Source organism: Pararobbsia silviterrae, from assembly GCF_003628125.1.
GTDB classification, from domain to species: domain Bacteria; phylum Pseudomonadota; class Gammaproteobacteria; order Burkholderiales; family Burkholderiaceae; genus Pararobbsia; species Pararobbsia silviterrae.
Genome location: NZ_RBZU01000014.1, coordinates 1 through 25,477, shown reverse-complemented (window position 1 = coordinate 25,477; position 25,477 = coordinate 1). Strand labels below are relative to the sequence as shown.

Genomic DNA, 25,477 nt, shown 5'->3' with positions numbered 1-25,477 from the left:
ACGCTCCAGACTAGGAAACCGCAGGCGCGCTCGCCTGCGGCGTGACATCGGGACGGGCGCCGGTATCGTCGATATGGCGGCCCAGGCGTTTCTGCACGTCGACGGGCGTGACCTTCGGACGCGGCAGTCCGTCGGGCGAGCCCGGGCGCGTGAGCACGCAGCCAAAGCGTACGCCGTCGACCGACTCGGCATCGAACAGCCGGTCGACGACCGACAGCGCATCGCCTTCGATCGAGAACGCATAGCCGCACGCGGCCGCGACGCCCGCGAACGAGACGTTCGGCGACACCGTCGCCTGACCGCCCGTCGAATCGTGCGCGGCGTTGTCGAGCAACAGGTGCACGAGATTGCGCGGCCCGTAGGCGCCGAGCGTCGCCATCGCGCCGAGACGCATGAGCGCCGCGCCGTCGCCGTCGAGCGCGACGACGCGCAGATCCGGACGCGCGAGCGCGAGACCGAGCGCGATCGTCGTCACGCAGCCCATCGAACCGACGAGATACAACTGGTTCGCGCGGTCGTCGAGCGCGTAGAGTTCACGCCCGCAGAAACCGGTCGACGCGAGCACGACCGTGTTCTCGAGCGGCGTACGTTCGATCACGCGCGCGAGCACGTCGGTGCGCGTCGGCAGCGCCGAGGGCGCCGCACCCGTCAACGTCGTCACGGCGGGTGTGTGCGCGGGACGCGTACGATTGCCCTCGGACTTCAACGCATACGGCGCGACGCTGCCCTTCTGCATGACGAGCGCGTAAGGCCGGCCCGTCGCGTCCATATGCGCGGTCGCGCGATCGAGCGCCGGGCCGATCTCCGCGGCGTCGGTCGGGAACGTCTCCCAGGGAATCTCCATGGTCTCGAGCATCTGCGGCGTGATCGGCCCCATGAGCTGGTGCTGGGGCTCGTCGGGCACGCCGGGCTGGCCGCGCCACGTGACGATCAGCAACTGCGGCAGGCGGAACGTCCAGGTCAGCGACGTCAGCGGGCTCACGGCATTACCGAGACCCGAGTTCTGCATCATCGTCACGCCGCGCTTGCCCGCGAGCGCGACGCCCGCGATCAGCGCGACCGCATCGCCCTCGTTCGCCGCCGAGTAGTAGTGCAGCTTCGGATCCTGCAGCACGTAGTTGATGAACGGCGTCAGGTACGAGCACGGCACGCCCGCATACCAGTCGAATCCGCGCTCGCGCGCGGCGTCGACGAATTCATGCGCCTCAATCATTGCGTTGCCCCGCCGCGGTATCCGAGAACGGTGTCTGCGCGTGCGCGAAATCGCCCGCGCGGCGGAAGTCGTCGAGATCGTTGACGTTGCGCCAGTGACCGTGGACATAGATCACGTCGACCTGCTCGCCCGCGGCGACGAGCGCGTTGAGCAGCGCCGGCACGTCGAGTTTGTCGAAGTCCTTGCGTTCGCGCAGCTTCGCGACCATCGCCTGCATGCGCGCGAGACCCGTGCCGCGCACGCTCAGCAGACCGACCCACTGACCGTCGACGCGCTGCGGCTCCATCGGATTGACCGCCGGCGCGACACGCTGCAGCGTCGCGCGCTGACCGAACAGATCGCGCGTGTCGGGGCTCGAACAGAATGCGAGATCGCGCGTCGCGCTGCTCGTCTGTGCGAGGCCTTCGCCGCCGGGTTGCGTGGCCGACGAATCGACGACGACGCAGAAGTCGGCTTCCGAGTCGAGCAGATCGCGCAGGATATAGCTGCGAAACAGCAAGTCGCCGTACGAGATGACCGTGTCGTCGCGCAGTCTGTCGATCGCGCACGCGAGCGATGCGAGTTCGCCCGTTTCCGCATGACGTTCGTTGACCGCGAGCTTGATGCCCGCCGTGTCGATCGCGTCGGCGCGATAGCCGCCGACGACGGTGATGTCGTTGACGCCCTGCTTCTTGAAGCCGTCGACGATCCAGCGCAGCAGCGGCTTGCCCGCGACGGGCAGCATGACCTTCGGCTTGTCTTCGGTCAGCGCTTCGAGGCCCTTGCCGCGGCTCGCCGCGAGCACGACAGCCGAGCGTGGCGCCTGCGACGACGTCAGATAGACGCGCTCGGCTTCGGTGTACTCGTCGGCGTCCTGCAGACGGAAGATTTCGTCGACGGACGCGACGCGGTCTTCGATATTGACGAGCGTCTGGCTGTCGTGGATTTCCTTCGCGACCGACTGCATCGCCGACGCCGCGCCGCGGATCAGATGGTTCGCCCAGATGACCGTGCTGATGCCCGCCTTGCGGAACGCTTCGGTCGGCGTGCTGTAGTACTTCGTCGGCACGATGACGATCGGGGCGCGGCCGCCCCACTCGCGCGCGAACGTCAGGATCTCGTCGGGCCGCGAAAGCTTGCTGTGGATCAGGATCGCGTCGGCGCCGGCCTGACGATAGGCCTCGGCGCGCTTGAGCGCTTCTTCCATGCCCCAGCCCGCGATCAGCGCCTCGACGCGCGCGACGATCGAGAAATCGTCGTCGCCCTGCGAATCCTTGCCGGCCTTGATCTTGCCGCAGAACTCGTCGATCTCGGCGAGCGGCTGGCGTTCGCCGCCGATGAAGCTGTTCGTCTTCGGGAACACCTTGTCTTCGATGCACACGCCCGCGATGCCGCGCTGCTCGAGCTTGCGCACGAGGCGGCGCATATTGTTGAAGTTGCCATAGCCCGTGTCGCCGTCGAGCAGGATCGGCAGATCGCTCGCGTCGGCCATGAATTCGAGGTTGTCGACGACCTGCGTCCAGCTCGCCTCGTTGTTGTCGCGCACGCCGAACTGCGCGGAGATCGCGAGACCCGAGCCCCAAATCCCCTTGAAACCCGCCTCCTTGACGATACGGGCCGACAGGCCGTTATGGGCTTCCATCAGGAATTCGAGCTGCGGGCTGACGAGCATCTCGCGCAGCCGGCGGGCGCGCGTCGCGGGAACAGGCTTGAAGGTATCGGGAGCGTTCATGGAGTCACCAGCGGAAGCGGTTCAAGTTGGGGAAGGACCTCGTCGGCGGCGCGGACGACGTCGTTCGGGAAGTCGATCTCGATCCACGGCGCGCCCGTGACGTCGGCGACGTCGAACGGGTGGCGCGGATCGTCGAGCTGCTCGAGCAGCAGATCGCGCACGGCCTCTTCATGAGGCAGGTTCGCGCGGCCGCCCTCGACATAGTCGGCGACGATGTCGGCCAGGCGGCGCGCGGCGGATTCGGTGAAGCGGAAAAAACCGACGGATTCGCCGATCGTGTCGAACGCGAGGTTCGCCGCGACCTGCTTGCGCAGTTCGACGGGCACGCCGTCGCGCACGCAGAGCTTGACGGGCTCGTCGCCTTCTTCGAAGGCGCGGTCGATCAGCAGACGATTGGCCGACGCATCGACGACGAGCGGCGCGAGCACGCGTTCGTCGTAAAGCACGTCGGCGTCCATGAGCAGCACGTCGCCGCCCGCGACGAGCGCGTCGGCGACCGTATGCACGGTCAGCACGCTGCCCAGCGTGTATTGCGGGTTGATCACGATCGACGGACGCGCAAAGCCCTGGATCCGGTCGAGTTCGGCTTCGATCTGCTGATGCTCGAAGCCCAGTGCGAGCACGACCTCCTCGACCCCGAGCGTGCGCAACAAGCGCAGATGGCGTTCGAGCAGCGTCACGCCGTCGAAACGCAGCAGGCATTTCGGGCTGATGCGATCGTCGGTCTGCAACAGGCGTGAACCCCGACCCGCCGCGAGAATAATCGCGCGCATTGGTATGTCCTCTTGATTCGTTGGGTGTGAGCCGCTAGTCGGTCGTCTGCAGGCGCGCGGCGCCGCGTCGCGAGCCGCGCTCCGAAAAATGCAGGAAGACGAGGCCCGGAATGCCGAGTATCAGTTCGCGCGCGCGCTTGATCAGCGAGAGCGCAAGCGCGGCGTCGGGCGGCAACCCGACGAGCGGCGCGAGCAGCAGGTACCCGCCTTCCTGAACGCCGAGCGCGCCGGGAATCGCGAAGGCCGCGCCGCGAATCGCCTGCCCGAGGCTTTCGAGCATCAGCGCGTCGCTCCAGCCGACCGGATGGCCGATCAGGCGCAGCGCCATCCAGACTTCGGCCGTGCCGACGATCCAGCCGACGAGACTCAATGCGAAACTCGCGACGACCTGCGCGCGCTCGCGGTAGATCGCGTGCACGCGCGCATCGACCGCGTCGGCGCCGTTGAGCAGCGTCGACCAGTCGCGGCCCGCGCCGAACTTCGCGACACGCCGCGAGAGCCAGCCGAACAGGCCGCGCCGCTGCGCATGGTAGAACCCGTAGATCATCGCGGCGAGCACCGCGGTCACGGCCGCGCCCGCGATCCAGAGCACGTCGGACGCGTGCGATACCGCATGCGCGCCGAGCACGACGAGCCCGATCAGCGAAAACACGACCTGCGCGCCCGTCTGCAACGTCGTGCTGACGGTGATGACCGATGCGCTTTCGACCGTCGACGCGCCGAGCTGCGCGAGACGCCGGACCATCAGCACGGGTCCGCCGATCTGCCCGGCCGGCAGCAGGCTGTTGACCGACTCGCCGGACCAGCGCGCGAGAATCGCGTTCGACAGCGACAGTCCGCGCGGCGCGAGCACATGGATGGCTCCCGCGTCGAGCACGAGCGGCACGAGGTGGAACACCGCGACGGCGATGACGCCGAAACCCGCGAGCGAGAGCGCGGAGACGAGCGGACCCGCGCCCTGCCAGACGAGCAGGCCGATAAACAGCGCGAGGCCGATGGACAGCGAAACCAGCGCGGCGCGTGTCATGCCCGCCCTGTCCGCTTGCCGAGCAGTTGCCGGAACACCTGGCGGAATCCGAAGTACGCGACGGCGTCCTTCATGTTCGAGATAAACCGCTGGAACGGCCGCATATGCGGGTTCGTCACGTATTCGAACGTCAGCGACACGCGCTCCTCGTTCTCGCCGAGCGGCGTGATCCGGTGATGGAGTTTGTCGCCGTCGAAAAACACGAGACCGCCGGGCGGGATCTGCACGGCGTCCTCGACGATCGGCACGTTCGGCTCGCGCGTATGCAGCCGGTATTCGAGAAAGCACGACGAATCGTCGATCACGCCGAGCAGCAGCGTATAGCGGCGCCCCTCGTAATACGAGGTGTCGTAGTGCCAGCCGATATGGTCGCCCGGCTTCGTATAGAAGTAGAGCGCGTACGCATGCGGATCGTCGTCGGGCGACGGCTGCAGCGCTTCGCCGCAGAGCGTCTCGAGCCAGCGGATCAGTACCGGCGAACGATACAGTTCGGCGATCGCGGGCGCGAGCTCATCGATCGTGTAGCGGCTGACGCTGCCGCCCTGCTTGTGACCCGGCAGATAGTTGCGATTGACCGAGCCCTGCACGGCGCGCACGCCCGCGATCAGCGCATCGGTCACGTCGCGCGGCAGAAACGTGTCGAGATAAAGGAACGCACCCTGCTCGCGGAACGCATCGACCGGGACCGGCTCGGGCAAGGACGCCAGAATCGGCGCGGCGCGGTCGCGCGGCGCGACGCGCGTATCGTCGAGCGCGGCGTTCATCGCGCGCCCTCATAACCGCTTGCCTGGGCCGACGACGCGCGGCGCAGCATGCGCACATAGTCCCAGACGACCCATAGCGCAAACAGCGGCGCGCCGATCGACGCGGCGACGAGAAAGCCCTGCGTCCCGTCGAACAGCGTGACGAGCGGCATCAGATAGAGCACGTCTTCGGTTTCGAAGCCCGCGACCGAGGCCTGCTTGGTGCCGGCCTTGCCTTCGCGTTCCTCGATCTGCATGCGCAGAAAGAAAATCAGCGCGACCGCGATGCCCGCGAGCCATCCGAGCGCCTGCGGCGCGATCGTCACGCCCGCGAGCGCGAACGCGCCATGCGTCGCGCCTTGCATCGTCGCCACTCCCACGCCGATCCCGACGAACAGCGCGATCGTCACGAGCGCATCGCACGCGAGGTCGTAAAAATGACCGAAGCGGCTCGTCTTGCCGCTGATGCGCGCGAGTTCGCCGTCCGTGTGATCGACGAAATTCGACAGCACGAGCAAGGCGGCGCCGAGATTGGCATAGCGATAACCGCCGACGCCGAACGCGATCGCACACAGCACGCCGATCAGCAAACGCAGCGTGGTCAGATGATTCGGCGTGATACGGGTATCGATGAGGGGTGTCACGAGCCACCGCGCAAGGCGCGCATCCCAGGGCCGGGCGGTGGCGGCTGCAGCTACTGCGGTAGAGGACAACGGATCCGGTAGGTTTTTCATCCCGGGAATATATACCCTTGGAAAATTTCTTGCAGACCGAATGGTGCCAGAAGGCACGCCGTTAGGCATCTAGTTTTAATCGGAACGAATTGGGCAACACCTTGGATTTACAAAAGATTTTCGCCGTTTTACGGACGTGTTACACGCGGCATGGCAGGCGCTTTGCATGCGCTTGGCATGCGCGCGCCTCGGATTTGGCGATGCTTGGAAAGACAATTGAAAGCATTAAGAAGTCGCGCCGCGTCGCTTGAACCGTGCTTAAGCACGCCCTAAAGAACGGCCCCTTTCGAACGATTATCCCTTGACGGCGCCGGCCGACAGACCGCCCGCCAGAAAACGCTGGATATAGACGAAGCACAATGCGACGGGGACCACGGCCAGTACCGAAGCCGCCATCAGCGAGCCCCAATCCGTCACGTGCGAGCCTTTGAAGATCATGATGCCGGGCGTCAACGTGCGGCGCGCATCGTCATTGATCAGCACGTAACCGAACATGAATTCGTTCCAGGCCGCGACGAATGCGAACGCGCCCGTCGCGACGATGCCCGGCAACGACAGCGGCAGCAGCACGCGCCAGATAAAACCGAGGCGGCTGCAGCCGTCGATCTCGGCCGCTTCCTCGATTTCGCCGGGTACGTCGTCGAAGAAACCCTTGAGCATGAATGTCGCGAGCGGAATCATGAACGTGCAATAGACGATGATCAGCGACGCATAGGTGCTCAGCAAATCGAGCGTGCGCATGAGCACGTAGATCGGCACGAGCAGCAGCACGCCGGGAATCATCTGCGACACGAGCAGCGCCGCGCCGACCGTGCGCGACGCGGGCAGACGCGGCCAACGGCTCAATGCATAACTCGAGAACGTCGAGACGAGCAGCGTGAGCAGCGTCGCGAACACGGCGACGATCGCGCTATTGCGGAAGTACGCGACGAACGGACTGTCGACGACGACGTGCCTGAAGTTTTCGAGCGTCGGATGCACGATCCAGAAACTCGGCGCGACGCTGCGGATTTCCTCGACGGGCTTGAACGCCGTATCGAGCATCCAGAGAAACGGAAACAGGCAGAAGATCGCGAGCGCGACCAATGTCGTGTACGTGATCGACGTCTGCGCAATCCGTTCGGTCTTTCCGACGATCATCGCGCGGCTCCTTTCGCGCGTCGCAGCGCGCCGTAGTAGTAGACGAAGAACGCGCTCGCCATGAACGCCATCGACAGACTCGCGAGCGCGCATGCGGCGCCGATGTCGTAATCCTGCATCGCGTAGCGATAGATCATGATCGGCACGGTCACCGATGCATTGAGCGGTCCGCCTTCGGTCATGACCCAGATGAAGTCGAAATTGATCGCGGTCCAGATCACGTGAATGAAGATCAGCGTCAGCGAGACCGTCTTCACATGCGGCAGCGTGATCGAGACGAAACGGCGCACGGGTCCCGCGCCGTCGATCGCCGCGGCTTCGTGGAGTTCCTGCGGCACAGCCTGAAGCGCGGCCAGCAAGCTGATCGTATAGAACGGAAAACTGCGCCAGATATTGACGAACGTGACCGTCAGCAGCGCCGTGCTCATATCGCCGAGCCAGAAGCGCGCGTGATCGAGCACGCCGATCTTGACCAGCCAGAGATTGATGACGCCGTAGTCGGGCGTCAGCATCCAGGTCCAGTCGAGCCCGGCGACGACGATCGGAATGACCCACGGGATGATGATCGCGCCGCGGAACAGCGCGCGGCCACGCAGGGGCTGCGCGAGCGCGACGGCCGACACGATGCCGAGCAGATATTCGCCCGCCACCGACAGCACGGTCCAGACCGTCGTGTTACGCAGCGCGGGCCAGAACGTGTCGTCGTCGAGAATCGTGCGGTAGTTCTCGAGACCCGCGAAGCCCGTCACGGTCGGGTTCGTCAAACTCGCGAAATGCACGCTGCGCCAGAGCACGCTGACGAGCGGAAACGCGATCAGCACCAGAAAGAACAGTGCGGCCGGGCTCACGAACAACCAGGCCGCGCGGCGCATGCGCGCCGTGCGGCTCGGCGCCGGCCGCCGCGGCGCGCTCGCCTCGCGCGCGGGCAGGCCGACCTGAACATCGAGGGTAACGCGTCTCATGACATCTCGTTCCTTACGACAGACGATCCGACCGTGTTCGCCATTTAGTTGCCGCTCAACTCACCCGATTGCCGCAACGCGCGATTGACGGCCTTCGAGAGCCACGTCGCGACCGACTGCGGATCTTCCTTCTTGAGCAGGACGCGTCCGATCGATTCTTCCATCGCGCGCGTGATCGAACCGAGCGCCACCGGCGGAAAGCCGACGCCGGTCGGCGCGAGCCCCGTGAAGTCCTTGCCCCACTTCGTCTGGCTCACGACGTCCATGCGCGGCGAACGCTCGCCGTGGACCGCGCTCTGATATCCCTTGCTCAGCATGAACGACGCGAAGTCCCAGGCTTCCTGCTGATGTTTGCCCTTGTAGACGAAGAACGGATTGATCTCGAAGAACGTCGCGGGCTTCTGACCATACGGCGGCGCGACGATCTTGACGTCCTTCATCGTGTCGGGGTTCTGCTCGGCGCGATTCTTCATCCACGACCCGTCGACGACCATCGCATACTGGCCCAGCGAGAAGTTCGTGTCTTCCTCCTCCCAGCCCCAGCTGCTCGCCTCGGGCGCGATGACCTGCTTGTCCTGCAGCGTCTTGTAGAACGCGAACACCTGCGCCGCGTTCGCGAGCTCCTTCGGATCCTCGCCCCATGTATTGCGGTATTTGCCGTCGGGCATGCGCTTGGCGAGCGTCGCGTTGTTCTGTGCGAGATACATCAACAGTTCCTGCGGCGCGCGCACGCCCGTGCCCGCGATACCGAAACCGTATTTGCCGGTCGCCTGCTTGATCTTCTGGCTGTCGGTGACGAGTTCGTCCCACGTCTTCGGCGGCGTGGCGATGCCGGCCTTCTGCAGCATGTCCTCGTGATAGAGCAGACCGCGAATGCCCAGATAATGCGGCAGCGCCATGAGCTTGCCGTCGATCGTGACCGCGTCGAGCGCGTTCGGATAGATCTGCGCGCGGTCGGGCCACTTGGCCGCGTACGGCGTGAGGTCCGCGAGCGCGTTCATGCGGTTGAGTTCGCCGAGCCACTCGATGAGCCCCCAGCTCACGTCGGGCGCATCGCCGCCCGCGATCGACGTGATGAGCTTGTCGTGGAGCGCGCCGAACGCGATGTTCTGGATATCGATCTTGATGTTCGGATGAGCCTGCTCGTACGCCTCGATCTGCTTGGTCGCCGCGATCGCGTCGGCCTGCTGCGGGTCCCACGCCACCCAGAAGCGCAGCGTGACCGGATCCGCGTAGACCCGGGTCGCGAGCAAGGAAGCGAGCAACGAGCCGACGAGCAGCCCGATCTTGAACAGTCTCATTGTGTTGTCTCCGTGTTTTTGTCGTGTCGTGACACCGTGCCGGCCGGCGCCGTTCGAGGCGGCGAGCCCGCGCGATGCCGTCTGCTTCGATGCGATCGCATCCGCACGATGCGATGTCATGCGGTCGTTCGCACGCGGGGACCGCGCGTGAACGACCGCATCGTGTTCCGGCCGCCCTCTCAGGCCACCACTTGCTGATCCGGCGCGACGCCGCCATGCCGTTTCGCGCGATCCTCGCGCATCTGCTCGACCGAACGCACGGGCAGACTCGCGGCGCCCTGCCAGTCGCGCGTCGCGACCGAATGCTTCGCGAGCCGCGCCTTGGCCGCATCGATCGCATGCGCATACTGCGGCAGCCATTTAGCCTGAGCGACGAGCATTTCGTCCGCCATTTGCCAGACTTCATCGGGCGTGCAGATCGCCCCCGTCAGCGGATCGTTGAGCATCGCGAGCTTGAGCAGGTCGACGTCGCCGTTGACCGCTGCCTTGACCGCCATGCGCTGGACGTTGATCGACGCCTCGCAAATCGTCGCGCACGGATCGGGCAGCGTGATGCCCGCGACCATGTTCAGGCCGAATCGATCGACGAAGCCCGTCGTCTCGACGATCGCATCCTGCGCGAGATTCGTGACGAGACCGCGATTCTTGACGTTGAAATGCCCGCGATAGACCTTGCCCGTTTCAAGCGCCTCGATGATGTGGCTCGCATGTTCGTCGCTGCGCTTGGACGGATCGAGCGGCGTTTCGGCTTCCGCGAGATAGCGCGGGAACTCTTCCTCGAACCAGTTGCGCCCTTCGGTGCAGACGCGCAGATAGCCGCCCGTCTCGCCATGGATCCACTCGGACAGATCGATCCAGCGCTTCGTTTCCTCGGGGCGCTTGCGATACCACGGCAAGTATTCCGAAAGGTGGCCGTTGCTTTCGGTCGAGTACACGCCGAAACGCTTGAGCACGTCGATGCGGACCTTTTCCTGCTGCGAATAGACGGGGTGACGCTCGAACCCCTCGATGAGTTCGTCGCGCGTGACCCGGCGGCCCTTGTAGCGAACGTCGACATACCAGGTCTGGTGATTGATGCCCGAGCAAATGTACTCGACGTCGTTCGGGTTCTCGGCGCCGAGCACCTCGCCGATCTGGCGCCAACCGTGCTGCACGCCATGACAGAGGCCGATCGTGTCGACGCCGCCGTGGTCGATCGCCGCCCACGTGTTCATCGCCATCGGATTCGCATAGTTGAGCAGCCGCACGCCGGGTTCGGCCATCGTGCGGATATCGGCGCAGAAATCGAGAATCGCGCGAACCGAACGCTGGCCGTACATGATGCCGCCCGCGCAGATCGTGTCGCCCACGCATTGGTCGACGCCGTACTTGAGCGGAATCCGGATATCGTCGGCGAACGCTTCGAGCCCGCCCGTGCGCACGCAATTGATCACGTAGCGCGCGCCGTCGAGCGCGCGACGCCGGTCGGTCGTCGCCGTGATGCGCGTCGGAAAGTGATTGACCTCGACGATGCGGTCGAGAATCTGCCGGATCATCGACAGATTGTGTTCATTGATATCGGTCAGCGCGATCTCGATGTCCTGCAGCGCGGGTGCGCTGAGTAAATCCTTGACAAGCGTGCGGGTAAATCCGACGCTTCCCGCTCCGATAATCGCAATCTTGAATCGAGCCGTCAAAATACGCTCCCTCGAAATGGTGAGGCAGATAGCGCGCCGGTGCGGTCCATCAGCGCCTGGCGCTATATGCATGCTTGCGGTGCCCGTGCGGACCCTGCGTCCGCGCGAAACGGGTCTGACGTCATTCTGAGCGCGCGGCCCGGTGCCTGACCAGAGGGAAACTGTGCGGATAGGGGTAATTTTGTGCTACCGAAATTGATCGAGCGCGGCCCGTTCGGGCGGCCCATTTCCTTGCCGCAGCGACGCGATCGCCTGCATGTGATGCCGACGAGCACCGGGTATGAAATCGCCGAGGGCCCGAGCTACGACTGGGACGGACGGCGGCGCGGCTCGGTGCCGTTCTCCGTGCTCCAGCACTGCATCGCGGGCGAAGGCCGGCTCAACTACGAGCGGCACCACTGGCGTATCCGGCCCGGCGAGACGATGCTCGTCGTGATCCCGCATCCTCACCGGTACTGGGTCGACGAAGGCGGACGCTGGGAGTTCTTCTGGATCGCGATGACGGGTCGCGAGGCGCTGCGCCTGCATCAGGCGATCCTCGGCGCGGTCGGTCCCGTGTTCCGGCTCAAGCCCGCGACGATCGATCATCTCGCGCAATGCTGCCTCGCGCTCGGCGACGTCGCGCTCGAAACGCCGGGCCGCGCGTCCGCGCTCGCCTATACGGCGACCATGGCGCTCTACGACGACGTGCTCGGGCCGCACGACACGCAGCGCGGCCGGCCCGCGCATCGTCCGACCGAACGCGTCGTCGCGCATATCCGCCGCAATCTCGGACGCGATCTCGACGTGCAGGCGCTCGCCGATCTCGCCGGTCTCTCGCGCGCGCATTTCACGCGCGTGTTCACCGCGTCGGAAGGCAGTTCACCCGCGGAATTCGTGCTGCTCGAACGCATGCGGCTCGCCGCGCGGCTGCTCACGAGCGGCACGTTGAGCGTCAAGGCGATCTCGACGCATTGCGGGTTCGAAGATCCGAACTACTTCGCGAAGGTCTTTCGGCGCACGTATGGGATCAGCCCCTCGCAGTTCCGCAGCACCGGCATGTATTCGGCGCCGAGAGGGGCGGCTTGACGCGTGATGGCGGTCGCAAACGTCGTCGCAAACGTCGTCGAAACGCGTGCCGAAGCGCTTCGCTCGCCGCACGGCCGTCGCGTGCCGATGCGGGGCTGTCTTGTCGAGCATCGGCCCGTCGTGGTTAACTGCATGCTTCGCAGTGGTGCACACCATCGACCGCAGCCGGGGATTGTCATCGAACCTACATCCAACGCAACGCTCGACGCCGCCGAACACGACGACCCGGGCGTCCCGTTCGGCGAGCCGCTCGACGCCGACCTTGTCGATTCGCACGGCGTCATCGTGCTGATGGCCGGATCGATCATCCCGTCCGACGCCGCGCGCGCGCTGCTCGTCGAGCACTTCGGGCCGATCCGCACGCGTGCGCACGCGCCGTCCGACGCGGCACGCGAAGTCCACGCCGCCGAGGGCGCCGATGACGCCGCGCCCTCCGTGGCCGCCGACGCAGCCGATGCGTCCGACGGCGCCGATTCGGCACACGCGCGCCTGGAAAGCGCGAACGCAGAAGGGGCCGGCGCGAAAGCATCCGTCATCACGCACGCCGACCTCGGCCTCGAGATCGGCGCCCTGCTCCGCCTGCAGCCGCCCAAGAACACCGGGATCGGCGCGCTCGGATGCCGCGTGATCGGCGTCGCGCCGAATCATTCGATCTTCATTACGCCGCCGACATCGGACGGCCGCGTCGTCGATCTCGTCGTCGGCGAGCGGCTCAGCGCGGTCTACGTGTCGCGTCGCGCGGTCTACGGTTTCGTGTGCACGGTCCAGAGCACATTCAGACAGCCGTTTGAATATGCGCTGCTGTCGGCGCCCGGACCGATTTCGCGCTTGCGCGCCCGCTCGGCGCTGCGCGCGCGCGTGCGCTTCTTTGCGTTGATGGCACGCGAACACGCCGGCGCGCAGGACAACGCCGAACGTCAGCACGCCGATCAAGGCCATCGCACGGCGCACGATTTCGCGGATGCCGGCGTGATCCGCAACCTCAGCGCATCGGGCATGAACGTCTCCGCGCGCGAAGGCCTCGCGGCGATCAACGACGTCGTGCGCCTGTCGTTCTGCCTGCATACGATCGGGCACGATCAACCGCTCGAAGTGCGCGGACGCGTGCGTCACGTGCGGCGCGACGACACGCCGGGTCATGTGAGCTACGGACTGCAGCTCCAGGACCTCAGCGCGAACGATCGGTTGCTGTTGTCGTATTACGTGCTCGAACAATCGCAAGCCGACGCGCTCTGAAATCGCGCGTCAACGTCCGCCTTCGGCGTGCGCGGGATCGTCGAAGCGGACCTTGTATTCAAGGCTCGGCAGCGCGAACGCGATGATCGCGAGGCCCTTGAGCGCGCATTCGATCGCGGACAGATAAAAGCCCGTGCGGTCGACGCGGAATTGCAAGGTCAGATCGGGCGCGATCGCGAGAATGCTGAGCCAGCAGACGAACAGAAAGATCCGGCGCGCATAACTCCGGCCCGTGAGCACCGCATACGCGAGCATCGTCAGGCAGATCTTCGAGAAGGCCAGCGCAAACGTCTGAACAATCGAGGCATCGACGGTCAATTCGGCCGGGAGTTCGACCATCGACCAGAGCCAGACCGCGACGACCGATGCCTGAGCGAGCCTTGACGACGCACGGCCCGGCACCATCATGCCGTCCGTCCTCGCCCGCCCAAGAAGATCGTTCCGACCCGCCGCACGCGTGTCCTGCAGGTGTGCGCCCCGTGTCCGCAGCACGCTCGGATGCCGATCGCGGAAAGAGAAGGTCCACATACACGTCCTCACCTGATAGCCGGTGTGTCAGGCCCGTCGAATCCCGGCGAGATCATGCGAACGCCGGGCAGCCTGTTTCACACGCATTGCAATATCGTCCGGTGGCAGAAACGCCCCGTCTTTCGAAACCGCCGCTGAAAGACATTCAGCATGGCGGCGGCCCACGGCCCAAAACCGGGCACGATCCGCTTCGATCGCGTGTGAGTCGAAATAGAAGTTACGCGTTGTTCGGATAGCATACGCATTCAGAACCCGTTCGTCAGTGCGGCGTGAGAGGAATCCAACGATCCGCGCGTCATCGACAACCCTAGTTACAAGGATTCGCGATTCATGGAAGGCGCAAGCCTGCTCGTCAACGCAGTCATCTATCTGAGCGCCGGCGTGATCGCGGTGCCGATCGCGACACGACTCGGGCTCGGCTCGGTGCTCGGCTATCTGATCGCGGGCGCGATCATCGGACCGTATGCATGGGGGCTCGTCGCCGATCAGCAAAGCGTGCTGCATTTCGCCGAATTCGGCGTGGTCATCATGTTGTTTCTGATCGGGCTCGAAGTGCGACCTTCGATTCTATGGAGCATGCGCCGATCGTTTTTCGGGCTCGGCGGAGCACAGGTGCTCGTCAGCGGCGCCGTACTCGGTGCGATTGCACTCGCGCTCGGACTCTTCTGGCAAGAAGCGTTTGCGTTGGGTTTCATCCTCGCGCTGTCGTCGACGGCGATCGTGCTGCAAACGCTTGAAGAACGCCATCTTCGGCAGACCGCGACGGGCACCGCCTCGTTTGCGATTCTGTTGTTTCAGGATCTGTCGATCATTCCGATGTTCGCGCTCGTGCCGCTGCTCGCGGCATCGCATGGCGGCAGCGCGATGCCGATCCGTCACGGCGTGCTCGCGGGCTATCCGGCCGGCATTCGCGCGCTCGGCGTGATCGCCGCCGTCGGGCTGATCATCGCGGTCGGCTACTTTCTCGTGCGCCCCGTGTTCCGCTTCATCGCGAACACGCGACAGCGCGAGATCTTCACGGCCGCCGCGCTGCTGCTTGTCGTCGCGGTCGCGCTGCTCATGCAGGCCGTCGGTCAATCCGCCGCGCTCGGCGCCTTTCTCGCGGGCGTCGTGCTCGCCGAAAGCGAATTCAGGCGTGAAATCGAAGCGGATATCGAGCCGTTCCGCGGTTTGTTGCTCGGGCTGTTCTTTATCTCGATCGGCGCGAGCGTCAATCTTCAGCTCGTCGCGCATCATCCGGTGCTCCTCGCGTGCGTCGTGCCGGGCGCCATGATCGTCAAGGCGGTCGTGATCTTCGTCATCGCGCGCGCGTCGGGTTCCGACACGCGCACCGCCGCGCATGTCGGCGTCGCGTTGTCGCAGGGCGGCGAATTCGCGTTCGTGCTGCTCGGCATCGTATCGGCCGCGGACATCATGACGCGCGACGTCGCCGCGCTGGCGACCGTCGGTGTCGCGGTGTCGATGGCGCTCACGCCTGTCGCGCTGATCGCGTTCGAGCGTTTGAGCGCGCGTCCGCAAGCGGCGCAAGGACCCGCGCCCGAAGACGAAGCCTTCGATCTGCGGCCCGATGCGCTGATCGCGGGTTTCGGGCGTTTTGGGCAAATCGTCGGGCGCTTGTTGATCGTCAACGGATTCCGGACATCGACGCTCGAAGCCAGCGCCGAACAAGTCGCGCTGATGCGGCGCTTCGGCCGGCGCGTCAACTACGGCGATGCGACGCGTCTTGCGTTGCTGCGCGCCGCGGGCGCCGCCGATGCGAAGCTGCTCGTCGTCGCGATCGACGATCGCGATGCGGCCGAAAGGCTCGTCGAAGTCGCGACGCGCCACTTTCCCCATCTCAAGATTCTCGCGCGCGCCTACGACCGGCGTCATGCGTACCGCTTGCTCGACAAGGGCGCCGACATCGTCGAGCGCGAAACCTTCGAAGCCGGTTTGAAACTCGGCGAGGAAGCGCTCAAGAGCCTCGGTTTCGAAGACCATCTTGCCGCGCGTGCGCGCCGTCTGTTCCGCTTGCACGACGAAGAAATGTTCCGCGCGCTCGAAACCGTCTGGAAAGACGAGGAGCGCTATGTGATCGCCACGCGCGAAACGAGCGCGCGCATGCAGGAGCTGCTCGCCGCCGATCTCGAGGAAATGCGCAAGGAACAGCACGCCGACATTCGATCGCCTAACTGAGTCGACGCGCGAGCGGCCGCCCACGGCTTCAAGTATCCTCGATCCTTTGCGCATCGCGCCACGTCGTGTCGCCGTGGCCGTTACGACCGCATCGAATATCGTTAGGACACTGGGGAATAAAGGTCACTCGATGATCTCAATCAAGAACGTATCGAAGTGGTATGGCCAGTTTCAGGTGCTGACCGACTGCTCGACCGATATCCAGCGGGGTGAAGTCGTCGTCGTATGCGGACCCTCGGGTTCCGGCAAGTCGACCTTGATCAAGACCGTCAACGGCCTCGAACCGTTTCAGCAGGGCGACATCACGATCGACGGTCTATCGTTGACCGACAAGCGCACGAACCTGGCCAAGCTGCGTTCGAAAGTCGGCATGGTGTTTCAGCATTTCGAATTGTTCCCGCATCTGTCGATTACGCAGAATCTGACGCTCGCGCAAATCAAGGTGCTGGGCCGTTCGAGCGACGAAGCCACGCAAAAAGGGCTGGCGTTGCTCGATCGTGTCGGGCTCAAGGATCACGCGGACAAATATCCGGCGCAGCTCTCGGGCGGGCAGCAGCAGCGCGTGGCCATCGCGCGCGCACTGTCGATGGACCCGATCGCGATGTTGTTCGACGAACCCACGTCGGCGCTCGATCCCGAGATGATCAACGAAGTCCTCGACGTGATGGTCGAGCTCGCGCAGGAAGGCATGACGATGATGTGCGTCACGCATGAAATGGGCTTTGCGAGAAAGGTCGCGAATCGCGTGATCTTCATGGACCGCGGCGCGATCGTCGAAGACGATCAGAAGGACGCGTTCTTTGCGCATCCGAAATCCGACCGCGCGAAGGAATTCCTCGCCAAGATTCTGCATTGAACGCGCAGCGCGCGGTCGCAAGACATGCGGCCGCGCGCGACCTCCCGGCTGTCGTTCGGCGCGTGCGATCCTGCGTCTGACGCCGATGACGTCCGAGGTAATCGACGTCGCGCGCGTTCGGGCCGACAATCTCCGCACTGTCCGTATCGTGCGCATGACATGGATCGCATCGTGTCGTTGCGAATCGCCGTCGAGGAGACCGCCCATGAGTTCCGCGTTAGCAGACGCCGCGCGCAAGCCGGCCGATTCGCGCACCGCGCCCGCGCGGCTCGCGCATGAGCGCTACTTCAGCGATTTCGGTTCCGCGCTCCGATATTGGCGCGACAAGCGCGGCCTCAGTCAATTGCGGCTTTCCGCGGAGGCTGATATTTCTCAGCGGCATATCAGCTTTCTCGAAAGCGGACGTTCGCAGCCGAGCCGCGAGTTGATCTTGCGCCTCGGCACCGTGCTCGACATGCCGCTACGGCAACGCAACGTCATGCTGCTTTGCGCGGGCTTCGCGCCCGCGTATCAGGAGCGCACTCTGTCGGATCCGGAAATGGCCGCGGTCCGGCAGGCGCTCGAATTCATGCTCGCTCAACAAACGCCCTACCCGGCGATCGTGGTCGACCGGCTCTGGAATCTCGTGATGGCCAATGCGTCCGCGGCGGGATTCTTTCGCTGGCTGCTCGATATCGATGCGCATGGCCCGCTGCCCGGCGACGGCGAATTCAATGTGATTCAGGCGACGCTCGATCCCGCAGCACGCCGGCATCTGCTCAATTGGCAAACGATCGCGAGCGACGCGTTGCACTGGATTCAGCGTGAAGCGATGGGCGACGGCCCGCAAAGCGAGGCGCAGGCGCTGCTCGACACGCTGCTTGCATTGCCCGGTATCGAGGCCGCGTCGCGCACGCCGAATCTCGAATCGAATGCGCTGCCGTTCGTGCCGCTGCGCATCGGCAAGGCGGGCGTCGAACTCAATCTTTTCTCGGCCATCACGACGCTCGGGACGCCTCACGACGTGACGGTTCACGAACTCCGGATTGAAACGTTCTTTCCCGCGGATCCCGCGACGGCCGAGTGGTTCAAGGCGCGCGCGGCGCCTTGAGCAAAGCGGATTCGAGCAGCGCCGCGGCCCCCGTGAAAACGCCGGCGGCATTCGCCGGCACGTCGTAGCGGCTCACGAACGTTTCGGCGCGCAGCATCTGCACGCGCGCGCGTCCGTCGTCATGCGCATGCACGAGCAGTTTGAGCGGCAGATCGAAGGCGCACGTCGGATCGGCCTGCATGAGCGGCGTGCCCGCGCGCGGATTGCCGAACAGGATCAACGTCAACGCCTGCATGTCGAGACCGACGGCGCGCGCTTCGGCCTGTTGATCGATCACCGCGAACACCTTCGCACCGACATGCGCGAGCGTCGCGACGATCAGATCGACGGTTTCGGACACGCCGAGCGGGCTCGGCCAGGTGTACATATCTTCGTCATTCATGGCTTTGAACTCGGCACGGCCCGCGTGGGCGTGTCCATGTGGAGCGTCTTGTGCGGGACGGCCCGTGTGGGACGACCCGTGTGGGACGACCCGTGTGGGACGACCTCAGTGGGACTTCGATTCACAACGGCCGTTCGGGGCCGTCCGCTCTCTTGCTTGCCACGATTGTAGGTCGGCTCGTGTGTGTTCGCCATGACGTGCAACGTTCATATCGCACGAGCGCTGATCTTATGTCTCGGATGCACCAATGCGGCGCAGATGCACGGTGTCCGGCGGACGGTACGCTTCGCGCGCAATGCAAATCGCGGATGATCCATGCATACGAGGCGCATGCGGCGCCCGATCTGTATCTGTTTCGAATACAGTCGGCGCACCGCCGTTGAATCGGCGCGCGGCACGTGCCGCACGCTACCGGCGAACGTCGACGCGCACGCGCCCCGCGATCTGTCCCGCCAAGAGGCCGCGCGCGACGTCGATGGCCTCGGTCAATCCGATCTCGCGCGTATTGCCGGCCAACCGTGCGAGCAGCGCCGGTTCGGCGAGCGCGTCCCACGCACTGAGGCGGGTGTCCATGGGCTCGTAGACGCTGTCGACGCCCGCGAGCGTGACGCCGCGCAAGATGAACGGGGCGACGGTCGCGGGAAAATCCATACCCTGTGCAAGGCCGCACGCGGTCACGACACCGCCGCGCCGCGCCGATGCGCAGACATTCGCAAGCGTATGGCTGCCGACGCTGTCGACGGCGCCGGCCCATCGTTCTTTCGCGAGCGGCTTGCCGGGTCCCGACAACGTCGCGCGGTCGATCACCTCGTGCGCGCCGAGCGAGAGCAAGCGTTCGCGCTCCGCCGGGCGTCCGGTTGAGGCGACGACCTGATAGCCGCGCTGCGCGAGAATCATGATCGCAATGCTGCCGACGCCGCCGTTGGCGCCCGTCACGATGATCTCGCCGTCGCCGGGTCGGACGCCGTGGCGTTCGAGCGTCTGAACGCACAACATCGCCGTATAACCGGCCGTCCCGATCGCCATCGCTTGTGCCGCGTTCATGCCCGCGGGCAACGGCATCAGCCATTCGCTGCGCACGCGCGCGAGTTCGGCGAGCCCGCCCCAATGCAGTTCGCCGACACCCCAGCCATTGAGGACGACCGCGTCGCCGGCTTTGAACCGCGGGCTGGCGCTCTTGCGCACGCGCCCCGCGAAATCGACGCCGGGGACCATCGGAAATTGACGCACCACGGGGCCCGCACCCGTGATCGCGAGGCCGTCCTTGTAGTTGAGCGTCGAATAATCGACTTCGACCGTCACGTCGCCTTCGGGCAGCGCCGCTTCGTCGAGCGATTCGATGTGTGCCGACGTGCCCGTGTCGGTCTTGTTTAGCAAAATGGCCTTAAACATCGCATCCGTCTCCGTCGTCATTCGCAGCCCGTCGCCGGTGGCCGCGCGAAAGGCACAGGTTACTCCGGCCCCGCAAAAGCGGCGTTCTAGGAGGCGCCTTGAATACGTCCGAACATGAGGCGTCGGCCCGCTAGATGCTCGGCCTTAGCGCCGCGCCCTTGCCCTTGCCCTTGCCCTTGCCCTTGCCCTTGCCCTTGCCCTTGCCCTTGCCCTTGCCCTTGCCCTTGGCGTTGGGCACTTGGCACTTGGCACTTGGCACTTGGCACTTGGCACTTGGCACTTGGCACTTGGCACTTGGCACTCGGCACTCGGCACTCGGCACTCGGCCTCTAGCCTCTAGCCTCTAGCCTCTAGCCTCTAGCCTCTAGCCTCTAGCGAGCGATTTTCATTCGATTTTCAGGTGTATGCAAAATGCACTGCGACCTTTCACGATTTTTTTTCACCTTATACTTAATTTACAACGTCAATACAGGACGGGCGGTGTCAAGCGCCAGCGCCTCACCCGTATTTGCGCCCTATTTCTAGAAATTGGGCCGGCCGAATCCTGAGCGGTCGGTGAACCCAGCATGCGGAATCCATTTGTACGGCTGCTTGCGCGGCTGAGCGTCGGTCGAAAGCTGCTGCTGATTTACCTGCTGGACCTGACTGCCGTGATTTACATCAGCGGCATTCTGATTCACGAAAAATACATCGCGATCGATTTCGCGCAAAAGGAAATCGCGGGGAATGTCTATGTAAGCGCGGTGCGCGGCGGTCTCATCGATATTGCGCGCGTGGGCGCCGGAGAATCCGATGTGACCGCGCGCCTGCGCGCGTTCGAAACCGAATTGTCGAACGCCGAGGCACAACATGGCGCCGACATGCATAGCGACGACGTCAGTGCGGGCGCGATCGCATCCGTATCGGCGCTCGTCGAACCCGGCGGCTTGCTGCAAACCAAGGTCGACGCCGCGATCGGCGCATGCCGCGAGCTCATCACGCGCGTGGGCAACCAGTCGAATCTGATCCTCGATCCCGACCTCGACAGCTACTACACGATGTCATTGCTGATCCTGCGCTATCCGGCCTTGATCCAGGTGACGAACGGCATCGGCGAGCGGCTTCACGCGTCCGCGCTCCGGCGCACCGAACGCAACGAAGCACGCACGCGTTATCTGATCCTTGAAGGCCAGCTCGACGCGACGACGCAAGGATTCCAATCCGACTTCAACGAAGCCGTCGCCGCGAATCCCGGACTTGAGCGCGCGCTCGGCCCGGCCAAGCGGCGCATGTTCGCGGCCGTCGATGCGTATCGCGAAGCGGCGCGCACGACCGTCGACACGAGCTACGACGATCCGCGCGCGCTCGCGCAAGTCGACGACGCGCAACGGGCCCTCGTCGATGCGATCGAAGCCGGCTGGCAAGCCTCGGCCGTCTCGCTCGACGGCCTGCTGCACGCGCGCGTCCACGAACTGTATATGCGCATGTGGCTGCATCTCGGCACCGCGCTGTCGCTCCTCTGCGGCATTCTCTGCATGGTCTATTTCGTCGCCGGCCAGATCGCGCGACCGCTGCGCACGCTCGCGCGCGTCATGGAAACCGTGCGTCGCACGGGCGATCATTCACGACGCGCGATCTGGAACAGTCAGGACGAGATCGGCCGGCTCGTGCTCGGCTTCAACGGCATGCTCGAACAACTCGATCGCGAACGCGAAGCCCAGAAGGAACGCGCGGCAAGCGCGCGGGCATCCGAGGCCCAGCACGCGCTCGTCGAAGCGACACCGTTTCCGATGGTTGTCACCGCGATTCCGGGCCACGAAGTGCTGCACGCGAACCAGCCCGCGGCGCGCTGGCTCGACGGCCTCGAGACCGATCCGTGGGGCGTCGGACTCGACTCGTCCGTGCGCGCACGCTTCTTTCAGCAGCTATCCGATCGTGGTGCGGTCGACGAGTTCGAAGTCCGCTGGAAAGCCGGCGGCGAGCCCGCCTGGGCCGTGCTGTCGGCGCGAAGGCTTCAGTTCCAGGGCCGCGATGCGATCCTGACCGCCTTTGCGCCGATCAATCACCTCAAGGTCCTCGAACAACGGCTCGAACTGTGGGCCAAGGTGTTCGAAGGGTCGTCCGAGGCGATCCTCATCGTCGATAGCGACCGTCGCGTGTTGACCGTGAATCCCGCGTTCTATCGCGCCACGGGCTACGACGCGGCCGACGTGCTCGGCAAGTCGCCTCAGTTTCTCGCCGCGAATCCGCCGGGCGGCGATACGTTCGACACGCTCGCCGCGAGCGCGACGCGACGCGGCGCATGGCAAGGCGAGACGCGAATCCGCAAGCGCAACGGCGAGACATATCCGGCCTGGCTCATGGTCAGCCTCGTGCGCGAAAAACAGGGCGACGTCTCGTACTACATCTGCACGTCGATCGACATCAGCGATCGCAAGAAGAGCGAAGCGCGCATCGAATTTCTCGCGCATCACGACGTGCTGACCGAACTGCCGAACCGCGCATTGTGCACGGAACGCTTGGGTGTCGCGATGGCGCGCGCGCAGGAAACGGGAGAACGCGTCGCCCTGCTCTTCATCGATCTCGACCGTTTCAAGAACATCAACGATTCGCTCGGACATCATGTCGGCGACGCGTTGCTGCGATCCGTGGCCGGCCGGCTCTCGCGATCCGTACGCGCGAACGATACAGTTAGCCGGCTCGGCGGCGACGAATTCATCGTGATCCTCGATGGCGTCGCGCATCGCGAAGACGTATCGAGGATGGTCGACCAGACGCTGATCCCCTGGATCCGCGAACCGCACGATGTTGACGGGTCCGCGATCCATGTGTCGTGCAGCGTCGGAATTGCCATGTATCCCGACGACGGCCGCGATATCGACGATCTGCTTCAGCATGCGGACGTCGCGATGTATGTCGCGAAAGAAAGCGGCGGCAATGTGTCGCAATTCTTTTCGGCCGACATGACCGAGCGCGTGCGCAGCCGCATGACGCTCGAAGCGCATCTGCGCGAAGCGCTCGATGACGACGCCTTCGAACTCGTCTATCAGCCGTACGTCGATGCGCAGACGGGTCAGCTGGTCGGCGTCGAAGGCCTGTTGCGCTGGCATAACGCCGAGCTCGGCGACGTGCCGCCGGGCCGCTTCATTCCGATTGCCGAGGAAACGCGGCTCATCATTCCGATCGGCGCCTGGGTGATCGATCGCGCATGCCGCCAAATGGCGCAGTGGCGTGAGGATGGGCTCGGGGATGTGCAGGTATCGATCAATCTGTCGGCCGTACAGCTTCGCGACAGCGGACTCGTCGAGGCCTTGCGCACGAGCATCGAAACCCATCGGATCGAACCGGGGAAGCTCGAACTCGAGATCACGGAATCGACGCTCATGCATAGTGTCGAGAGTTATTTGCCGAAGCTCGTGGCAATTCGGGCGCTCGGCGTCAAGTTATCGATCGACGATTTCGGCACCGGCTATTCGAGTCTCAATTATCTGAATCGATTCCCGATCGATCGGCTCAAGATCGATCGGTCCTTCGTGCATGACATGCTCGACGATCCGACGGATCTCGCGATCACGCGGGCCATCATCGGCCTCGGTCACACGCTCGGACTCCGTGTCGTAGCCGAGGGCGTCGAGACGCAGCAGGAAGTCAGTATTTTGCGCGACGCCGGCTGCGATGAACTGCAGGGGTATTTCTTTGCCAAGCCGCTGCACGCCGCGCAACTCGCGGCATGGGTCAATGCGCAATCGCTTGCGTGACACGCGCGAGCTCGCACGTATCCGCGGATACCGCTCAACGGACCGGGTCAGCAGGCATGCGATCTCGATGCAAGGCCTTGGCTCACGCGCTCGAGACGCATGCCGTCCACGCACGCGGCACGATCCGATCTCGAAGGGGACGTGCGGCTAAGAAGACATCGCCCTTGTGCGCGTGATCTCGCGCAGGACATCGGCGCTTGATCCCTATTGCGAGGATTCGCCCGGCGCGCAACGCGAGTGGCGACGCGAAATCGGCAAGCGCCGTTCAGAGCCGGGCATCCATGCTGGCGCTTCCCTTTCGAAGCCGGAGTCGCCATGGATCAAATTGCAATCGAGTTGCGCCCGCTATCGGGCCGTTCGCGGTCGCGCGTCGAGCGCGCGGCGCCCGCACCGCAGCCGTGTTGGCGGAGATTGCTGAGCGTACGTAATCTCGCCGCCGCAGCGCTGAACGGTCTCGCGGCGACCACACTCTGGATCGCGGTCGAGACGTCAACGGCATTCGGCATGCGGTTCGGATCGCCAGGCCGCGTGTCGCTGCATCACGCGATGAGCGCCGGCGCGGCCATCGGCGGTGCCGGCGGCCTGATTGCATTCACGTTGATCGGCGCGAGCGCATTGGCCGTGCGCATGCGCTCGCCTCAGGTGGCGTATGCGGTACTGGCGGCCGGCGGCGCCGCGGGCATTGCGACCGGCATGATCGCAGGCCCCTTGCTCGCGCGTTCGGGATGGGAATCGCAGCGCGACGCGGTCTCGCTCTCGTTCGCGGACAACGGCTCGCACACGAGCGAGACTTGAGCGCGCGCCCGACACCCTGCGGCGCGTCGAATCACGGAGTCTCACCGGATCGATCTGCGGCATGGCGCGTTGCGACGAGGTATGCCTATACGCGGCGCTCGACCCGGTCTCCGTTCCTTTGTGTCCGGCGACATGCGACGCCGATCGCCGGATCACGCAACACGGGCCTTATTCAAGCATGCACAACATCATTCAGCTCGAGCGATCGAGTCAACAGCGGCACCTCAAGAGAGCACACGGAGCACCGCGTCGAGCTTATGCCACACGTCCGCCGCCGTTGGGCCCGAGACGCATCAGCAACGTACGGGCGTCAACAGTGCGGAGCGGGTTGAACTTCAAGACGGCGTGTGTGGTGGGATTCGCCGCGGCGTCGATCGCGATCGCGGCAAGCACGGTCGTGTGGACGATCCGAACGGGAGAAGCCATGTCGGCCAAGGGTCCTGAGGGTATCGTGACCGCTGCGTTCATCGGTGCGTGCAAAGGGGCATTGGGCGGCGCATTGTGCGGATTGGCCGGCAGCCTCGCACGCTTTTCGACATGGGATGCGCAGGAAAGGGATCGCGTCGAGATCGGTGTCTTGCACGCTCTCGCTGCGGTGACGGGTGCGCAAGTCGGAGCCGTATTCGGTTCGATCGCCGGTCCGATCGCGGCGGGCATCGCGTATGCGTTCCCGCGTGCGTGATGGAGAATCGCGAGGCGCTTGGGGTTTAGCGGTTTAGCGCGCGAGCGGTTTGTCGTGCGCGTGATGCGACGTAGGACCACTGCGGCTCATTGAGCGAGGTGGCGCGCGCGACTCAGGTGCGCAAAACGGCGCTTAAAAGCAAAAAGCCCTGCTCGATTGGGCAGGGCTTTCTGGTGTTAAACAGCCTGACGATTACCTACTTTCACACGGGAACCCGCACTATCATCGGCGTGGAGTCGTTTCACGGTCCTGTTCG

At 64.7% G+C, this 25,477-nt stretch carries 21 protein-coding genes; 8 read left to right on the top strand and 13 right to left on the bottom strand.

The genetic code is table 11. The features are described from left to right. Window positions 1-10: 10 nt before the first annotated feature. The 10 genes from aepY to melA form a co-directional block, all read right to left on the bottom strand. A complete protein-coding gene (gene aepY, locus D7S86_RS23920; protein WP_121090133.1) occupies window positions 11-1,213 on the bottom strand; it encodes a phosphonopyruvate decarboxylase in 1,203 nt (400 codons plus the stop codon). After that, window positions 1,206-2,924, bottom strand: a complete 1,719-nt coding sequence (aepX, locus tag D7S86_RS23915; RefSeq protein ID WP_166444159.1) for a phosphoenolpyruvate mutase — start codon at window positions 2,922-2,924, stop codon at window positions 1,206-1,208. The genes aepY and aepX overlap by 8 nt, the downstream gene beginning before the upstream one ends. After that, window positions 2,921-3,697 carry a phosphocholine cytidylyltransferase family protein gene (locus D7S86_RS23910; RefSeq protein WP_121090131.1) on the bottom strand — a complete coding sequence of 259 codons (777 nt, stop codon included), beginning with the start codon at window positions 3,695-3,697 and terminating at the stop codon, window positions 2,921-2,923. The genes aepX and D7S86_RS23910 overlap by 4 nt, the downstream gene beginning before the upstream one ends. Window positions 3,698-3,731: 34 nt before the next feature. Beyond that, entirely contained in the window at window positions 3,732-4,724 is a 993-nt protein-coding gene (locus D7S86_RS23905) for a lysylphosphatidylglycerol synthase domain-containing protein (protein ID WP_121090129.1), read from the bottom strand. Further along, window positions 4,721-5,488, bottom strand: a complete 768-nt coding sequence (locus D7S86_RS23900) for a HalD/BesD family halogenase (RefSeq protein ID WP_121090127.1) — start codon at window positions 5,486-5,488, stop codon at window positions 4,721-4,723. Before D7S86_RS23900 ends, D7S86_RS23905 begins: the two co-directional genes overlap by 4 nt. Next, on the bottom strand, window positions 5,485-6,201 hold the full coding sequence (locus tag D7S86_RS23895; RefSeq protein WP_121090125.1) for a CDP-alcohol phosphatidyltransferase family protein: 717 nt from the start codon (window positions 6,199-6,201) through the stop codon (window positions 5,485-5,487). The genes D7S86_RS23900 and D7S86_RS23895 overlap by 4 nt, the downstream gene beginning before the upstream one ends. Window positions 6,202-6,495: 294 nt before the next feature. Then, the gene (locus tag D7S86_RS23890) at window positions 6,496-7,341 is read right to left on the bottom strand and encodes a carbohydrate ABC transporter permease (RefSeq protein ID WP_121090123.1); all 846 of its coding nucleotides are present in this window, start codon (window positions 7,339-7,341) and stop codon (window positions 6,496-6,498) included. Beyond that, entirely contained in the window at window positions 7,338-8,303 is a 966-nt protein-coding gene (locus D7S86_RS23885; protein WP_121090121.1) for a carbohydrate ABC transporter permease, read from the bottom strand. Before D7S86_RS23885 ends, D7S86_RS23890 begins: the two co-directional genes overlap by 4 nt. Before the next feature lie 44 nt (window positions 8,304-8,347). After that, the gene (locus D7S86_RS23880) at window positions 8,348-9,604 is read right to left on the bottom strand and encodes an ABC transporter substrate-binding protein (protein ID WP_121090361.1); all 1,257 of its coding nucleotides are present in this window, start codon (window positions 9,602-9,604) and stop codon (window positions 8,348-8,350) included. A gap of 179 nt (window positions 9,605-9,783) precedes the next feature. Next, window positions 9,784-11,280: an alpha-glucosidase/alpha-galactosidase gene (gene melA, locus D7S86_RS23875; RefSeq protein WP_205962886.1), complete on the bottom strand. Its 1,497-nt coding sequence runs from the start codon at window positions 11,278-11,280 to the stop codon at window positions 9,784-9,786. A gap of 261 nt (window positions 11,281-11,541) precedes the next feature. On the opposite strand from melA, the gene D7S86_RS23870 reads away from it, so the two are divergent. Further along, the gene (locus D7S86_RS23870) at window positions 11,542-12,348 is read left to right on the top strand and encodes an AraC family transcriptional regulator (protein ID WP_121090359.1); all 807 of its coding nucleotides are present in this window, start codon (window positions 11,542-11,544) and stop codon (window positions 12,346-12,348) included. 132 nt (window positions 12,349-12,480) lie between these two features. Then, window positions 12,481-13,584 carry a flagellar brake protein gene (locus tag D7S86_RS23865; RefSeq protein ID WP_158602074.1) on the top strand — a complete coding sequence of 368 codons (1,104 nt, stop codon included), beginning with the start codon at window positions 12,481-12,483 and terminating at the stop codon, window positions 13,582-13,584. Window positions 13,585-13,593: 9 nt separating this feature from the next. Here the strand turns inward: D7S86_RS23865 and D7S86_RS23860 are convergent, their stop codons facing one another. Then, window positions 13,594-13,992: a hypothetical protein gene (locus D7S86_RS23860; protein ID WP_121090115.1), complete on the bottom strand. Its 399-nt coding sequence runs from the start codon at window positions 13,990-13,992 to the stop codon at window positions 13,594-13,596. Between the two features lie 450 nt (window positions 13,993-14,442). Between D7S86_RS23860 and D7S86_RS23855 the strand changes: the two genes are divergently transcribed. The 3 genes from D7S86_RS23855 (at window position 14,443) to D7S86_RS23845 (ending at window position 18,233) form a co-directional block, all read left to right on the top strand. Next, window positions 14,443-16,287: a monovalent cation:proton antiporter-2 (CPA2) family protein gene (locus tag D7S86_RS23855; RefSeq protein ID WP_121090113.1), complete on the top strand. Its 1,845-nt coding sequence runs from the start codon at window positions 14,443-14,445 to the stop codon at window positions 16,285-16,287. 130 nt (window positions 16,288-16,417) lie between these two features. Next, window positions 16,418-17,143: an amino acid ABC transporter ATP-binding protein gene (locus tag D7S86_RS23850; RefSeq protein WP_121090111.1), complete on the top strand. Its 726-nt coding sequence runs from the start codon at window positions 16,418-16,420 to the stop codon at window positions 17,141-17,143. A gap of 205 nt (window positions 17,144-17,348) precedes the next feature. Next, complete coding sequence (locus tag D7S86_RS23845; protein WP_158602073.1) at window positions 17,349-18,233, top strand: helix-turn-helix domain-containing protein; 885 nt, start codon at window positions 17,349-17,351, stop codon at window positions 18,231-18,233. On the opposite strand, the gene D7S86_RS23840 is transcribed toward D7S86_RS23845, so the two are convergent. After that, window positions 18,211-18,615, bottom strand: a complete 405-nt coding sequence (locus D7S86_RS23840) for a DUF302 domain-containing protein (protein WP_121090107.1) — start codon at window positions 18,613-18,615, stop codon at window positions 18,211-18,213. The two genes, D7S86_RS23845 and D7S86_RS23840, sit on opposite strands and share 23 nt — an antisense overlap. A gap of 408 nt (window positions 18,616-19,023) precedes the next feature. After that, complete coding sequence (gene acuI / locus D7S86_RS23835) at window positions 19,024-20,007, bottom strand: acrylyl-CoA reductase (NADPH) (RefSeq protein WP_121090357.1); 984 nt, start codon at window positions 20,005-20,007, stop codon at window positions 19,024-19,026. 566 nt (window positions 20,008-20,573) lie between these two features. Here acuI and D7S86_RS23825 point away from each other — a divergent pair. The 3 genes from D7S86_RS23825 (at window position 20,574) to D7S86_RS23815 (ending at window position 25,221) form a co-directional block, all read left to right on the top strand. Then, complete coding sequence (locus D7S86_RS23825) at window positions 20,574-23,744, top strand: bifunctional diguanylate cyclase/phosphodiesterase (RefSeq protein WP_121090103.1); 3,171 nt, start codon at window positions 20,574-20,576, stop codon at window positions 23,742-23,744. A gap of 315 nt (window positions 23,745-24,059) precedes the next feature. Beyond that, window positions 24,060-24,539, top strand: coding sequence for a hypothetical protein (locus D7S86_RS23820; protein WP_121090100.1), 480 nt, complete (start codon window positions 24,060-24,062; stop codon window positions 24,537-24,539). A 328-nt stretch (window positions 24,540-24,867) separates the two neighbouring features. After that, the gene (locus D7S86_RS23815; RefSeq protein WP_147432449.1) at window positions 24,868-25,221 is read left to right on the top strand and encodes a hypothetical protein; all 354 of its coding nucleotides are present in this window, start codon (window positions 24,868-24,870) and stop codon (window positions 25,219-25,221) included. Window positions 25,222-25,477: the final 256 nt, after the last annotated feature.